Origin of the sequence: Magnetococcus marinus MC-1, from assembly GCF_000014865.1 — a bacterium.
Classification (GTDB): domain Bacteria; phylum Pseudomonadota; class Magnetococcia; order Magnetococcales; family Magnetococcaceae; genus Magnetococcus; species Magnetococcus marinus.
This window is the reverse complement of sequence record NC_008576.1, coordinates 4,153,041-4,167,797: the sequence shown is the minus strand read 5'-3', so window position 1 is coordinate 4,167,797 and position 14,757 is coordinate 4,153,041. Positions and strand designations below refer to the sequence as shown.

The 14,757-nt window shown below is 55.6% G+C and carries 11 protein-coding genes; 6 read left to right on the top strand and 5 right to left on the bottom strand.

Annotation, left to right across the window (positions count from 1 at the left end):
- Positions 1-28 precede the first annotated feature (28 nt).
- The 5 genes from MMC1_RS20600 to MMC1_RS17085 all read right to left on the bottom strand — a co-directional run bounded on the left by MMC1_RS20600 (position 29) and on the right by MMC1_RS17085 (position 9,427).
- Entirely contained in the window at positions 29-4,201 is a 4,173-nt protein-coding gene (locus tag MMC1_RS20600; protein WP_011714889.1) for an ATP-binding protein, read from the bottom strand.
- On the bottom strand, positions 4,198-6,600 hold the full coding sequence (locus tag MMC1_RS17100) for an ATP-binding protein (RefSeq protein ID WP_011714888.1): 2,403 nt from the start codon (positions 6,598-6,600) through the stop codon (positions 4,198-4,200). Before MMC1_RS17100 ends, MMC1_RS20600 begins: the two co-directional genes overlap by 4 nt.
- Positions 6,601-6,605: 5 nt before the next feature.
- Positions 6,606-7,436 carry a substrate-binding domain-containing protein gene (locus MMC1_RS17095; RefSeq protein WP_011714887.1) on the bottom strand — a complete coding sequence of 277 codons (831 nt, stop codon included), beginning with the start codon at positions 7,434-7,436 and terminating at the stop codon, positions 6,606-6,608.
- Positions 7,437-7,830: 394 nt separating this feature from the next.
- A complete protein-coding gene (locus tag MMC1_RS17090) occupies positions 7,831-8,253 on the bottom strand; it encodes a CoA-binding protein (protein WP_011714886.1) in 423 nt (140 codons plus the stop codon).
- Positions 8,254-8,269: 16 nt separating this feature from the next.
- Positions 8,270-9,427 carry a CBS domain-containing protein gene (locus MMC1_RS17085; protein ID WP_011714885.1) on the bottom strand — a complete coding sequence of 386 codons (1,158 nt, stop codon included), beginning with the start codon at positions 9,425-9,427 and terminating at the stop codon, positions 8,270-8,272.
- A 215-nt stretch (positions 9,428-9,642) separates the two neighbouring features.
- Here MMC1_RS17085 and MMC1_RS17080 point away from each other — a divergent pair, with 215 nt between their 5' ends.
- The 6 genes from MMC1_RS17080 to MMC1_RS17055 all read left to right on the top strand — a co-directional run bounded on the left by MMC1_RS17080 (position 9,643) and on the right by MMC1_RS17055 (position 14,744).
- Positions 9,643-10,623, top strand: a complete 981-nt coding sequence (locus MMC1_RS17080) for a KpsF/GutQ family sugar-phosphate isomerase (protein WP_011714884.1) — start codon at positions 9,643-9,645, stop codon at positions 10,621-10,623.
- Positions 10,624-11,181 (top strand): KdsC family phosphatase, encoded by a 558-nt coding sequence (locus MMC1_RS17075; RefSeq protein WP_011714883.1) that lies wholly within the window; start codon positions 10,624-10,626, stop codon positions 11,179-11,181.
- A 12-nt stretch (positions 11,182-11,193) separates the two neighbouring features.
- Entirely contained in the window at positions 11,194-11,769 is a 576-nt protein-coding gene (lptC, locus tag MMC1_RS17070) for an LPS export ABC transporter periplasmic protein LptC (protein WP_011714882.1), read from the top strand.
- Positions 11,770-11,771: 2 nt separating this feature from the next.
- Complete coding sequence (locus MMC1_RS17065) at positions 11,772-12,311, top strand: LptA/OstA family protein (protein ID WP_011714881.1); 540 nt, start codon at positions 11,772-11,774, stop codon at positions 12,309-12,311.
- 18 nt (positions 12,312-12,329) lie between these two features.
- Positions 12,330-13,082, top strand: a complete 753-nt coding sequence (gene lptB / locus MMC1_RS17060; protein WP_011714880.1) for an LPS export ABC transporter ATP-binding protein — start codon at positions 12,330-12,332, stop codon at positions 13,080-13,082.
- 129 nt (positions 13,083-13,211) lie between these two features.
- Positions 13,212-14,744 carry an RNA polymerase factor sigma-54 gene (locus MMC1_RS17055; RefSeq protein ID WP_011714879.1) on the top strand — a complete coding sequence of 511 codons (1,533 nt, stop codon included), beginning with the start codon at positions 13,212-13,214 and terminating at the stop codon, positions 14,742-14,744.
- Positions 14,745-14,757 lie beyond the last annotated feature (13 nt).

Genomic DNA, 14,757 nt, shown 5'->3' with positions numbered 1-14,757 from the left:
ATTAAGAGATCGAACAGAGCCTGCTCCCTTAACGCCCCGCTTTAATGTGTAGCTGGGCAATGGCCGCCAGCATGGGGGCCAACTCCGCCTGCATCGTTTGAATAAGTGCAGCGATATTCTCTTTGGGTTGAGCCATCTTCAGCGAGGTCTCCAGGGCGATGACCCTGGCGCGTAAGCGCTCCGCCCCAACACTGCCCAACAATCCCTTGAGCGTATGCACCAAGGGTTCCAAGGCGGCCAAGTCACCCGCTTCCAGTAGCTGAATCAGTTTAGCAGAGGTCTCCCGCTGATCTTGCTCAAAGGCGAGAAGTATTTGGTGATAGAGCTCTGCATCCCCACCCAGTTGTTGCAGCCCTAGCGTATAATTGATGCCCGGTATATTGGGGGGACCAGCAGGAGAGCGCTGGCCCGGTTGCCCCGGCACGCTTTGCAGGCTGTCCGCCGGTTGTGGTTGAGCGGGTTGAGGGGATGAAACCGATGGCGGCTTAGGTGGTTGCTCGCCAAGCCATTGGCTTAGATTGGTGTACAAAAGAACTGGATCAATGGGCTTGGTCAGGTGACCATTCATACCACTCTGCTGCACCTGTTTTTGATCCTCTGGGGTTGAGCTGGCGGTCATGGCAAAGATGGGCAGTGTGTTGCCAAACCGTTGGCGGATTTGCGTGGTGGCCTCAAAGCCATCCATAAGGGGCATGTGCAGATCCATGAGAATGGCGTCATGATGCAGGGGGTTGGCCTTTTCCACCGCCTCGAACCCGTTGTTGACCAGCGTCACGTTTACCCCGACTTTACTCAAGAGCTCCTGGATAATTTGCTGGTTGATGGCATTATCTTCTGCCACCAGCATATGACGGCCAGTCAGTTGGGGCCACGTGGTGGGCGAGGCATTGGATTGTACCGGGGCGTGTTGGGCATCGCTAAGGGAGCCTACCCCCAGGAGCTGTACTGCACCATCATAGAGGCTGGAAGAGGTGACCGGCTTCTGTACCGCCCCCACCCGTGCATCCTTAGCGGCCAGATCCATAACCGCTTGCTGAGTCTGGTAGCCATGTAACATCAGCACCCCCCCCTCGACAAAACGGTGAAGCATGGGGTTGAGCAGCAGCTCCAGATCTTGTGCCATGGAGACCGGCAGCATATCCGCATCCAACACCATAAAGCGGGGCAGCGGGTTATTCTCTAACCACTGATGCAGAGTGCTCATGGCACCGACACTGGCACAGGTCAGACCAAAGCGGCCAAGGTTTTCTGCCACCACGTCACACATGCGCTGGTTGGCGCTGGCCACCACCACCTGCCCCGTCAACAGCTTGGGTATGACGAGACTTTCTGGCCGATCCGGCAAAACGGCAAAGGGCAAGGTAATAACAAATTGGCTGCCAACCCCGGGTGTTGAGCTCACCTGAATGGTCCCGTTCATGAGCGTGACCAACTGGTGGCTGATGGAGAGCCCTAAACCACTGCCCCCAAAACGGCGAGAGGTCGAAGATTCGGCCTGCTGATAAGGGCGAAACAGTTCCGCTATCTGCGCTTCATTCATCCCAATACCGGTATCGCGCACGGTAAAGCAGAGCTCCAGCAGCTCCCCCCGTTGGGTGTGGCGGGTAATGCTCATCTCCACCTCGCCCTGCTCGGTAAACTTAATGGCGTTGCCCACCACATTGAGCAAAATTTGACTCAGGCGTAAAGGGTCCCCACGCAAGGCGTGGGGTAGCGCCGGGGCTTTGTCGAAAATAAGCTCAATCTGTTTCTCTTGGGCCTTAACCGCGGTCAGGGTGGCAAGGTTGCTCAACACATCATCCAATTGGAAATCGGTCTGTTCAATCTCCAGCTTGCCCGCCTCAATTTTGGAAAAATCCAAGATGTCATTGATGATACGTAACAACGATTGGCCCGCTGTGTGGATTTTGCTCAGATAGTCCCTCTGGCGCTGGTCGTGGCTCTGTTCCAGGGCAAGGTGGCTAAGGGCGATAATGGCATTCATAGGATTGCGAATTTCGTGGCTCATGGTCGCCAAAAAATCAGACTTGGCATGGTTGGCCCGCTCGGCGCGTTGCTTGGCGCAGCTTAACTCCTTGGCGGCACGGCGGCGCATTAATCCCATGCTGATAATATGCCCAGCTCGCGCCAGAAAGGCGGTCTCCCGCTCCTTCTGCTCGTGGCCGTGGGCGAGATAAAGCACCATCACGCCCAGTACCTGTGCCCCATCCATAATGGGCACGTTGTAGTGCCCATGGGCGGTAATCCCCTCAAAGGTAATGACGTGGCGGTGATCCATGCAGCTGGCAAACTGTAGGGTGCCACTTTGGGCCGCCAGACCACACAAACAGGTGCCAAAAGGGACTTTGGCGCAGCGCTGCTTTAACTCTGGGTCAAGATTGTGGTTGACCACCAACTTGAGCTGGGGTTGGGGGGCGCTCTCATCGGTGAGGAAGAGCCCCCCCACCGGTTTAAGCTTGAGCCAGGGTACCGAGTGAATCAGCGCCTCCAACACCTCTTCGAGATAGTGGGTGGTGGCGCTCTCTTGCAGGGTCAACTTAAAGAGAGCCTCTAGGGCGCGCTCTTCGGCGGCGATCAACTCCGCCTCTTGTTGGGCAGCGATTAGCTTCTGCTCATCCTGGCGCTGTTCCGTGGTGTCCCAAAAGGTGATGACCGCACCACTGCGCTGATCCCCTTGCCAGAGGGGAATGCTGCTGTAGGTGACATAAAAAGGGCTGCCATCCTGTTTCCACAGCACCTCATCGGTCACGTGGTACTCCCGTTGCTCCCGTAGGGCCGCCGACATGCGGCATGCATGTTCCGGATAGGGTGTGCCATCGGCATAGGCGTGGTGCACCATGCTGTGGATATTTTTACCCAACAGCGCTTCACGACTGTAACCCAACATGCGCTCGGCTGCCGGATTGATAAAAGAGACCAAACCCTGGTCATCAATACCAAACACCCCAACGTCGGTGGCTTCTAAGAGTTGATTAGCACGGTGATCGGCTTGAGCGGCGTTCTGCTCGGCGGTGCGCTGCAACATCTGCGCAAAAGCCTTGGCTAGAATCCCCATTTCCCCCCCAACCCCTACAGGTAGCGCGTGGCGGCCCTGGTCATGGGCGGTATCCTCGACCGCGCGAATCATCGCCCGCAAGGGGTGGGTCAAAGAGCGGGTCAACAGCACCGCCAGCAGCAAGGCCATAAGCAGCATGCCGCCACCGATAAGCAGAGACTCATCCCTGGAGCTGTAAAGGGTGGTGAAAATTTTCTGGTAGGGCATGCTTACCGTGATCACCAACCGTTGGTCGGGGCGGTTGGGGTTATGGTAGAGCGTCTGCACCCCCAACAGCTCATGGGTGCCGGATGGCGCATCCTGTGCCACCAAAGTAAAGGCGCTCTCAGCGCTATGGTTTAATTGCTGGGCCAAAACCGGGTAGAGGGTGAGCATCAACGGCGGCTGGTTAAACTCAAAGCCAAAGTTCTGCAACTCGGCCTGCGGTGGGCTGCTTGCCAGTAGATAGCCGTGATGGTTGAACAGATGCATGCTCTGACCTGGGGTCTGGTGCTGCAAATCCGCCAGCAGACGGCTGAGATCCAGATTGATGACCAGCAAACCAAAGGTTTCCCCCAAATGGTCAAAAAGCGGCATGCTGGCACGAATAACCGGCATGTGTGGGCTTACAATAACCTGATTTTCCCGGCTTAAATTAATCTCAGAGAGATAAACCTGATTTTTTGGCAGAATAATGGTGCGCTTAAAATAGCTGCGCTGTCCTTGGGTTTGCAGGTCCGCTGGGGCAACCTGGGTGAGGGTGTTGTCAGGCTGGCGCTTGATGCGGATAAGCTCCCGCCCATCCTCATCCAAACCAATAAGGCGGATCTGCTGATAGTCAGCCCGTTGCTGTAAAAGATTGGTAAAAATCTGTGCCATGCGCTGTTTGTGCGCGTGGACATCGCCATGCTCATGGGGGACGCCACGGGCGAGCTCCGCCAGATCCAACAGGGCGGGATCCGCCGCTAGGGTGCGCACATCGGCCATCAACAGGGCGATGCCTTGTTCCAGCTTGTGGCTTACCTGCTGCGTGGTGTGGCGCACCTGTTGTTGGGCATGCAGCGTCAGCTCCTTTTGCAACCGCTCCATGGTGGCATAACCCACACTGCCCGCCGCTAAAATGGCAATCACACAGACCAGGGTGATAATTTTACCGCTCATACTCATGAGGTGGCTCCTGGCGTTGAGTGCAAATGGGTGCGCAGTGCTTGCTCCAGTTGGGACAGATCCAAGGGCTTAGGTAAAAAGCCATCCATACCGGCCTCCCGACAATTTTGACGATCCTGTTCAAAGACATTGGCGGTCAGGGCAACAATGGGGATGTCGCACCAGGGTTTTGGTAAGGCACGTATATGACGGGTGGCCTCCAAACCATCCATATCTGGCATACGAACATCCATGAGGATCAGATCAAACCCCCCTTTTTGCACCAAATTGAGCGCCTGAATGCCATCCTTGGCAAATTGGTAGCGGTGCCCCAAACGGGTGAGGTAACCGGCGGCAATCTGCTGATTGACGAGGTTATCCTCCGCCACCAAAATTTGTAAGCTGGGGAGCGCCTGGGGCTCATCCACGGGCGGTTCTGGGGTGCTCTCGACCCCATGCAACAGTTGATCGAGCTTGTGCAATACAGGGCGTAGCCGCAAGGGCCGCTCCAGGGTGTGCAACCCCTCCATACTAGGGGCTGTGGCCCATGGGGAGTGGGGGTGTAACAGCAGCATGGGCAGATGCTCAAAGGGGCTCTCTTTACGCAACTTGCGCCGGAGCTCCTGGGCCATAACTGCGTTGGGGTGGTCCAACAGCAGCAGGTCCACGGGTCTGCCTTGTGCGTGTAATCGCCACAGGCTGCGCAGGGTCTGTTCCTCATCCATAACCAGCGTAACCCGCGCAAAATAGGGGGTTAATAGATTGCGTTGCAGCTCACCCACGATACTGTTGCCATGCCAGTAGAGCAGATGGCTGTGGGTAAGGTTTGGCAAGGGTGCTGGGCCGTTGGATGGCAGCGGTTGCAAGGGCAGTTCAAACCAAAACAGGGAGCCTTGGGAGGGTTGGCTTGTTAAGTGAATCGCTCCCCCCATGCGTGCCACCAGGGCCTTGATGATGGAGAGCCCCAAGCCCGCCCCTTCATAGCGGCGCGAGGCCGAATCGTCAGCCTGGGCAAAGCGTTCAAACAGCGCCTCTTGGAGTTCGGGGGCAATGCCTATGCCCGTGTCTTGCACACTAAAGCGGATGAGATGCTGTGTCTCATGGCGGCTAATGAGCGCCAGATCCAGGGTGATGCTACCACGGGCGGTGAACTTAAGGGCGTTGCCCAGCAGTTTAAGCAAAACCTGACCAATGCGAGGACCATCCCCCAGGTAGCTGCCATGCAAGGGTTGGGGTAGATGATAGCCAAGGGCCAGATTTTTGGTGTCGGATTGCTGCATGATGACCGTCATAACCTGTTCAACTAACGCCAAGAGATCAAAGGGTTGTGCTTTAATCTCCAAGGTTTGAGCATCCAGACTAGCCAGATCCAAGAGGTCATCAATAATCTGCTGTAGGGCGCGGTTGTTCTGCTCAATAGCATGCAGATGTTTTTGTTGTTGAGGGTTGGTTTCGGTCCCCAACAACAGTTGGGTCATGCCGCGTATGCCATGCAGGGGGGTGCGGATCTCATGGCTGATCATGGCCAAAAAGGCGGTTTTGGCACGGTTGGCAGATTCGGCCAGCTCTTTAGCGTGGGTGAGATCCACAATCAGTTGCTGCAAACTGTGGTGGGTGCGATCCACCTGTCGGGCGATAAACAGACCCATGAGCAGCACCAAGCCCATAACCAATAGGGAAAACAGCAGTTGCATGGTGCGATAGCGGCTACGCTGGGCCGCGACCTGCTGTTCCAGTGCCTCCAAGTTCAGTTTGGTCTCGTAAAAAAGGCGGTTAGCGTTCTCATTCATGCGCACAAACAGGGGCGGAATGGTTTTGATAAAACGCTCGATGGTGTGGTGAAAGGGTTCGGTTTGGTTGGCCGAGGTGCGGTTCAACCGATCGCGTTGGCGTAGCAGCAGCGAGAGCGACGAGATTTTATCCTCGATCTGGTCCAGCTTAGGCTCCAGGTCGATCATCTCCAGCACAAAGGGGGTCTGGTGTTCATCAATGTGAAACCGTACCGAGCGTACCATCTGTACCTGGGTGCTCAGGTTAAGATGGGTGGTCAGATTGACCACCCCCCCCCATTTGAGCACCTTGAGGGTGTTGCGCAGACTGGCAAGCTCATTGAGCACCTGCCCCCGCACCACCAGCCGACCCCGTGGGGTCGGGGTCAAGGGCAGGGCGTAGACCCCTTTTTCAATAAGGGCCAGATTATGGATGATCTGTTCGCCCAAAAAAATCCGCGCACGCTGGTTTTCGGTCTGTTGGTCTAACTCATGGATCACGTGGGCAAAGATAAAATCCAACAGCAACAAAAGAATAAAGGCAAACAAAAACAGGGCCATTTGCAAATAGACCCAGCGCCGAGGCGAGACACCGATCTCGGTTGTGGGTGCGCCTTGTTTGGGCTTTAGCCATGTTATTCCATTGAACATAAAAGCTATCTTATGTCAGCCTTGTTATCCAGAAAGCCGTAGTCACGAAAGATCTGCTGCCCCTCTTCCGAGGCGGCCAGTTGCATGAATTTTTCGGCCAGTTGGGGGTGCCGCGAGAAGGTTAACTTGCTGAGCACCAATTTTTTCGGTATGGCCATGGAAGCAGGCAGATCCACCACATCAAATAGGGCTTTATTCTCTTCAAAGTAGCCGGTGGCGCGCCAATTGAGGATGAGATCGGCATCGCCCTTTTTTAGGGCGGCGTTCAGGGTGCGCGAGGCGGTGGTAAGGTAGGTAGCCCGCTCAAAAATCTGCTGATAGATGCCAGCATCGGTGAGAATTTTTTTGGTCTCTCGCCCAATACTGCCGCTCTCTGGATTGCAGATAACCACCGAGAGATCTTCCCGCAGCAGCTCTTTAATATCGCCCTTTACCTTGAGTGGATTACCCTTTTTAACCATGAACGCGGCTTGATTATAGCCCACATGCACCGTATTACCCAACAGGCCATCGGCCATATTACGCTCCAGATAGGAGGCCGAGCCGGGCAGATAGAGATCCCCCTCATGGGATTTTTTTAAACTCAGATAGAGATCCTGCGACCCCCCCTGAGTATAGACCATTTTGACTGGTTCGCGCTGTTCCAGCAGCTTGCCAATGGCCATGATAGGCTTAATCATGGTGATGCCGCAGTAGATCAGCAGGGTCGCCTGTTCATCCGTGGGGGTGGGCGGGGGCGTTGCAGCGGCCTGTTTGTCGCTGGATTCACCACATCCCCAAAGTAATAGGGGGGTGCATAAGGCCAGGGCAGAGAAACGGCGGCGTGTCATTCCCATGGGGCGCTCCTACAGGCTAGCGGTGCAAAGTCCAAAACGGGTCAAGTCCAGTGTGATCACTATACCCTGGATAGGGTGTCCAAGGCAGTGCATTATACAAAAATTTTTGTCCCATTGGTGATGCGGGACAACCGCGCGGTGAAATTAAGATGGTGTTTATGCTTTAAAATAGCAGATTATTTTGCCGCTGGCATGGTTAAATTTATGCTTCGAGGGCGTAGAGTGTCGCGTTCGATCAATGTTTGAGGCGTGGCGTGGGGGGATAACCTGCCCGCTGCGGCACACGCTTTGTTGTCGGCGGTGGGCCCCCGCCCAAAGCTGAGCCCTGTTTAAAAAGGGTGGGGGCTTGGGCAGGGGGGGCGCTTGGGTGCAGGTTTGTCAAAAACCTGGGCTGTTAAAGTTGGTGTTGCAAACGGGCATGTTCAATCTTTAAGCAGAGATCCTGCGTGGCGGGTATACCCGCTGCGGCACAGATCGCCATGGAATCGGCATTGGCAATGCCAAGCTGAATCCATACATATTTGGCCCCAATGTTAACCGCAGCTTGGCACACCTCGGGGGTCTGTTCGGCACGGCGAAAAACATCCACAATATCCACTTGGATGTGGCTGGGAATATCCTCCAAGGTGGCATAGGCCTTTTCACCCAGGACTTGATCCACCCCAGGATGCACAGGAATGATGGTATAGCCCTGGCGCTGCATGTAGGCCGCAACCCTGTTAGAAGCCCGGTCGGGTTTGGGGCTTAGGCCAACCACAGCAATGGTTTTGCTGACCTTTAACATCTCAACCATCTGGTCATCGTTCATAAGGGACATGGGCGGCTCTCTCCATTTAATAATCGTTATGGGTGTCCCCCAGCAGCGCCCAGAAAATGCGCTCCTCCCCGGAGGGGGTCTTGACCAGCCGGATGCGCGAGAGCATGCTCATTTGACGCCCTTGGGTGGTCACAGCTGGAATATTGATTTTACGAATTTCCTCGCAGTGTGTCAGCAGGGTATAGAGCGCGGTCCAGATTTCGGGATCTTTAACCAGATGGTCCGCCGTGATGTTATGATCCTTAATGGCCTCTTCGGTGAGACCCAGGATCTGTTTGCTCTTTTCATTAAAAGCTAGGATGGGATGGTTCTCTTTGGGGAGCAGCCATACGGCAGGTTCAGGCACACTCTCGGGGTTGAGTACCGCCTGATGGCTGCGTAGATTGCTGGCCATGGCCTTGATCACATCGGTCATGCTGATCATGCCACGAAAGGTGCCGTCCATATCCGCAATGGGTAGGCGTCGGTGATCGGTCTCCATAAAGATCTCCATCACCTCATCCAAGGTGCGGCCTGGATCAATAGCGACCGGTTGGCGACGCATAAAATCGTCCAGCATCCATTCAGGGGACCAATCTTCGCGCAACCGGAGGCGCATTATATCCCGCTCGGTGACGATGCCGATCAAGATACCCTCATCCACCACCATGGCGCAGCCCCGATGCCAAGCAAACATTTTTTGTGCAACCTCCCGGTATTGAATGCCAGGAGAGAGCATGGGGATCGGTTTGCGGATTACATCCATGACACGAAACTGTTTCAGCAGATCGGTGCGCGGTAGTGAGGCGAGGATCTGTTTTTCATTGATGGTGCCGATGAGGATCTCCTCATCATTAAGCACAGGGAAACGGCGAAAACGGCGACGGCTGTAGAGCTCCAACAGCTCCTGTACCGGGGTGCCCTCGTGGACGACGTGGGGGCGCGAGAGGCGCATGTCGCCAATTTTGGTGGTGTCGGGGTCGCGTCCTTGGACAATCCATTTTAAAAAATCAAACTCCGTGGCAAGACCGGTGGGCACCATATCCTGCAACACCACCGCAAAGCCTGGAGCCGCGTGGGATTGGCTGGTCATTAGCCGCATGCCATCGCGCAGGGTGGTGGTAGGGGTAAGGGTGATGACGTTCCCGATCATGCGGTCGCGTACCGTCATGGGCTTGTTGTCGCGCTGGCTCATGGGAGCTCCATTGAAGGCTTTGCGGCACCTGTTAGGCCGGTGAATGGGGTCGATGCAGCCGCATTATAGCCGCTGTGGCGGCGGATGTGATCGGTTTTTTTTGCAAACCCCTGTGACAATCTTTGCGAACCATGGTCTTTTAGCCATGAATAGAGGCAAAATTAGTCGCTTGCTGGTCCATGATATAGCGGCATGGTGTTAAGTGGAGAGAGTGGATGGAGAGCGATCATAATCGGGATATGTTGGCACGGGCACGCCAGACGCTAGAATTAGAGGCTGAGGCCATTTTAGCCATGCGCGAGCGGCTGAATGGCGATTTTGTTCAGGCTGTGCAGCAGATTTTGGCCTGTACGGGGCGGGTGGTGGTGACCGGCATGGGTAAATCGGGCATAATCGGTCATAAGATTGCGGCAACCCTCTCCTCCACCGGTACCCCCGCCCTCTATCTGCATCCAGGGGAGGGGATACATGGGGATCTGGGTATGCTTACCGCCCAGGATTGTGTCATTGCCCTCTCCAACAGTGGTGAAACCGCCGAAGTGTTGGCGCTGTTGCCGGTTATTAAGCGGCTAGGTACCCCGTTGATTGCCATCCTGGGGCGCATGGCCTCGACTTTGGCCCGGCAGAGCGATGTGGCCTTGGATGCCTCGGTGGCGCGGGAGGCTTGCCCCTTGAACTTGGCCCCTACCAGCTCCACCACGGCGGCCCTGGCGCTGGGCGATGCCTTGGCGGTGGCGCTGTTGGAAGCACGGGGTTTTAGCGAGGATCAATTTGCGCTGTTTCACCCCGGCGGTGCATTGGGGCGTAAATTGCTGCTCAAGGTAGAGGATCTCATGCATCATGGGGCGGCACTGCCCCAGGTGGCGCGGCACACCCTGGTTAAGGATGCCCTGTGGGAGATGACCGCCAAGCGACTGGGATTGACGGCGGTGCTGGAAGAGGATGGGCGCCTAGCCGGGATTATTACCGATGGCGATTTGCGGCGACAGTTGGAGGATCATCCGGGGGATCTGCTCAACCTGCGGGCCGAGCAGATTATGACGGTCAATCCCAAAGCGATTCAACCCGATGCGTTGGCGGCCCAAGCGGTGCATGATATGGAGACCCGCGCCATTACCGCTCTGTTGGTGGTGGACGCCCAGCAGTTGGTCGGGGTAATTCATCTGCACGATCTGCTACGGGCTGGGGTGGTATGAGTGACCGCTAAGGGCAAAGAGGGGGCTGTGGTGGAGGCATCCATTCGTACAAAATTAAAGGCGATCCGGCTGGTGGCTCTGGATGTGGATGGGGTGCTTACCGATGGGGGCATCTACTACGGCAATCAGGGCGAGGAGCTCAAACGCTTTTATGTGCAGGATGGCTTGGGCATTCGTTTAATGTTGGATGCGGGTATCCATGTGGGGTTGATTACCGCGCGAAAATCCCAGTTGGTAGCCCGGCGTGGGGCCGAGTTACAGATGAGTTTTGTGCACCAAGGGGTGAAGGATAAGTGGTTCTGTCTGTGCGAAGAGATGGGTCGTTTGGGGTTGGAGGCCAGTCAATGTGCCTATATGGGGGATGATCTGATCGACCTGGGCGTGTTGACGCGGGTCGGTTTGGCGGCCACCCCTGCCGATGGACACGAGGCGGTGCGGGCGCGGGTGGATTGGGTGGCACCCAAGCCAGGGGGGGGCGGGGCGGTACGCGCCTTGGCGGATGCCCTGTTACAAGCCAGGGATCAGTGGGATATTATCATGGCGAGAATGATTGGGTAGGGTGTCAATACCGTGCGTAAGCATGTCAAAAATATGTTTTTGCTCGCTGCCATCGGCATTGTCGGGGTGACGGGCTGGTATCTGTCCAAGCAGGATTTGCCAGGCACCGCCGAGCTGTTGGGTGGTGGCGGTCTTGCCACCGAGGTGGATGCCCAAGGGCATGTGACCGGCATTACCCTAACCCAATACGATGGCGATCGCTTGCAGTGGGCACTGAGCGCCCCGGGGGCCAAACAGCGCATCAGCGGCTGGACAGAGATTCGCGCGCCACGCTTGGTGTTGTATACGGAAAAGGGGGGTGCCGTCTATGTCTACGCTTTGACGGGGCGGGTGCATGGGGCGAGTCGGGCGATGGAGTTTAATCAGGATGTGAAGGTGACAGACCAGCTCCAGCGACGGCTAACAACACAGTTGTTGCGCTTTGATGCCCAAAAGGGGGAGCTTTCTACCGACAAGGCGTTTAAACTGGTGGGAGAAAATATAATCCTTGAAGGTGTAGGGCTCCGTTTGTTAAAACAGGCACAAGAATTGCATGTGCTTAAACGGGTACGGTTAATCTTTCTCCAGGGCACCGAGGATCTGGTGTGAGCATGGGCTCTATCGTGAAACAGTGGATGTTGGCCACGTTGGTGGTACTCATAAGCGCCATGATGGTGGTGGAGGGGCATGCCCAACAGGGGGCTCTGACCATTACGGCGGATGCGTTGGAGATGAACGACCTTAAACAAATCGCGGTGTTTAAGGGCAATGTGCAGGCAGAGGAAGGGGCGATGCAGCTTTTCTCTGACCGTATGGTGGTTACCTACCGCCCCAGCCAAGCGGGTGGCACGAAGCAGGATCGCATTCGTGAGATTGTGGCCAACGGCAATGTGGTGCTACGGCAAGGAGATCACATCGGGCGGGCTGACAAGGCGGTCTATAGTGTGAGCAGCCGGGCTTTGAGCCTGGAGGGCAATAACCGCACCGCCGTGGTGCAGCACAATAAGGATCGTCTGGAAGGTCAAAAGATTGTGTTGCAGATGGATGAAAACCGGCAGATTCAAAATGTTAAAGTAGAGGGTGGCCGGAAGGGACGGGTTTCGGCGGTGATCACTCCTGATGGGGATATTAAACCCCAGCAGCGACCCTAGGGAGAGGCCCTAAAGTTTATGAAGAGCGGGGTCAACAGTGGGCAACCCACAAGCCGGTTAGAGTCACGCAGTCTGAGCAAACGCTACCAAGGGCGGGAGATTGTCGCCAATGTGAGCATCGGCGTGGAGCCGGGGCAGGTGGTGGGTCTGTTGGGTCCCAACGGAGCGGGCAAGACCACGACATTCTATATGTTTGTGGGGCTGGTGGGTCCGGATAGTGGCTCCATTGTGTTGAACGGGCGGGATATTAGCGCCGAACCGGTGTTTAAACGGGCGCGGGCTGGTATTGCCTATCTGCCCCAAGAGCCATCGGTGTTTCGTAAATTGACGGTGCGGGACAATATTTTGTCGATTTTGGAAACCCTGCCCTTGGGCCGGGAGAAGCGTCTGCAAAAGTTGGAGTCGCTGATGTTGGAGTTGGGTGTGGCCCATTTGGCCCGCACCAAGGGTTACTCTCTTTCGGGCGGCGAGCGCCGCCGGGTTGAGGTAGCGCGGGCGTTGGCCATTGAGCCCCGCTATATTCTGCTTGATGAACCCTTTGCCGGGGTCGATCCCTTGGCGGTGGGGGATATACAGTCGATCATTCGCCATCTAAAAGAGCGGGGCATCGGCATATTGATCACAGATCATAATGTACGTGAGACGTTAGGGATCTGCGACCACTCTTACATTCTTTCCGAGGGGCGCGTGCTGGCAAGCGGCGAGCCGAGCAAGGTGGTGGAGGATGAACGGGTGAAAAAGATGTATTTGGGTGAAAATTTTAAACTCTGATCAGGATGTCGGAGTCATAACGAAAGGTTGTACTTAAGCAGCCTTCACAGTGGTACTACACAAGGGTCGGTCGTGATCTGCCCCATTGGCACGGGGTGGGGGGTCGGTTCTTTAACAGGGAGTTTGTCCATGGCTTTGGGTATGGAACTCAAGCTGCGGATGGGTATGCAACTGGTGATGACACCTCAGTTGCAGATGGCCATTCGGCTGCTACAGATGTCTAGCATGGATCTTCAGGAGTATCTTCAGGAGGAGTTGGAGAAGAATCCACTGCTGGAGCGTGAAGACGAAAACGGCAATGCGGTTGATGGCGATACAGCCCCTCTGGGTGAGGATGGCGCCGCCGTGGATGGCGCAGGGCTGGATGGCGAGAACTATATGGAGTTTATGGGCAACAACAGCTCAACTGGAGAGATGGATGGTTTCCAGATTGATGAGCCCCAGACCCCAGAGGTAACGCACCTGAGTGAGGATTTACCGTTGGATGCCGAGTGGTCCGACGTCTATTCGGATGCCGGTTCTAATTTTGAATCCCACAACAATTCACTTAATACCTCAGAAGCGCCACCGCTAGAGAACACCCTGGTGCGCAATGATACGTTGTCGGATCATCTAATCTGGCAATTGGGGTTGTCGGCGCGGGATGAGCACGAGCGAGCGTTGGGTATGGCGTTGGTGGATGCCATTGATGAGAATGGCTACCTAACCGCACCGTTGGAGAGTTTTCAGGAGACGACTGGGGCCAGTTTGGATGATCTGGAAGATGCCCTGCTCTTAATTCAATCCTTTGAACCCTCTGGGGTGGGTGCGCGCAACTTGGCGGAGTGTCTGTTGTTGCAGTTAAAGGCAGACCGCATGGCGGTGGCCCCCTATACCTCACTGTTGGCCCATTTGGATGATTTGGCGCGGCGGGATTTTCGCAAACTCAGTCGGGTCTTAAAACTTAGTGAAGAGGATCTGGCCAGCGCGGTGGCGGTGATCCACGGTTTAGACCCCAAGCCGGGTCTGGCCTATGGCAGCGATCAAACCAGTTATGTGGTGCCGGATGTCTACGTACGCAAGCAAAACGGTAAGTGGGTGGTGGAGATCAATCCCGAAACCCAACCACGGCTGCGCATTAATCGCCACTATCAGGATCAAATTTCCCGTTACGCTTCTGCCGATGACAAGCGGTTTATGACCGAATCGGCCCGCAATGCCCAGTGGCTGATTAAATCGTTGGAGCAGCGCTCTTCCACCATCTATCGGGTGGCTGAGAGCATTGTGCGTTTTCAGGAAGATTTCTTGGACAAAGGACCCGAGTATCTAAAGCCATTGATTCTCAAGGATGTGGCCGACGATATTGGGGTACACGAGTCAACCACCAGTCGTGTGACCAGCAATAAGTATATGCACACACCACGGGGCATCTTTGAGCTGAAATACTTTTTCAGCTCGTCGCTGACCTCGCAGAGTGGCGAGTCGCACTCGTCGGAGGCGGTGAAGTTTAAAATTCGTAAGTTGGTGGAGAGCGAGCCGTTGCGGCGCCCCTTCTCGGACGAAAAACTGGCGAAAATGCTCAAAGAGCAGGGCATCAATGTGGCCCGCCGGACGGTGGCGAAATATCGTGAGGCGTTGAACATACCCTCTTCGTCACGACGTAAGCAGCTGGGTGAAAAGTAGACGGGGCTAACTT

Coding starts and splice junctions, on each gene's coding strand:
- MMC1_RS20600 (WP_011714889.1), bottom strand. CDS start 4,201: ATGAGTATGAGCGGTAAAATTATCACCCTGGTCTGTGTGATTGCCATT.
- MMC1_RS17100 (WP_011714888.1), bottom strand. CDS start 6,600: ATGTTCAATGGAATAACATGGCTAAAGCCCAAACAAGGCGCACCCACA.
- MMC1_RS17095 (WP_011714887.1), bottom strand. CDS start 7,436: ATGGGAATGACACGCCGCCGTTTCTCTGCCCTGGCCTTATGCACCCCC.
- MMC1_RS17090 (WP_011714886.1), bottom strand. CDS start 8,253: ATGTCCCTTATGAACGATGACCAGATGGTTGAGATGTTAAAGGTCAGC.
- MMC1_RS17085 (WP_011714885.1), bottom strand. CDS start 9,427: ATGAGCCAGCGCGACAACAAGCCCATGACGGTACGCGACCGCATGATC.
- MMC1_RS17080 (WP_011714884.1), top strand. CDS start 9,643: ATGGAGAGCGATCATAATCGGGATATGTTGGCACGGGCACGCCAGACG.
- MMC1_RS17065 (WP_011714881.1), top strand. CDS start 11,772: ATGGGCTCTATCGTGAAACAGTGGATGTTGGCCACGTTGGTGGTACTC.
- lptB (WP_011714880.1), top strand. CDS start 12,330: ATGAAGAGCGGGGTCAACAGTGGGCAACCCACAAGCCGGTTAGAGTCA.
- MMC1_RS17055 (WP_011714879.1), top strand. CDS start 13,212: ATGGCTTTGGGTATGGAACTCAAGCTGCGGATGGGTATGCAACTGGTG.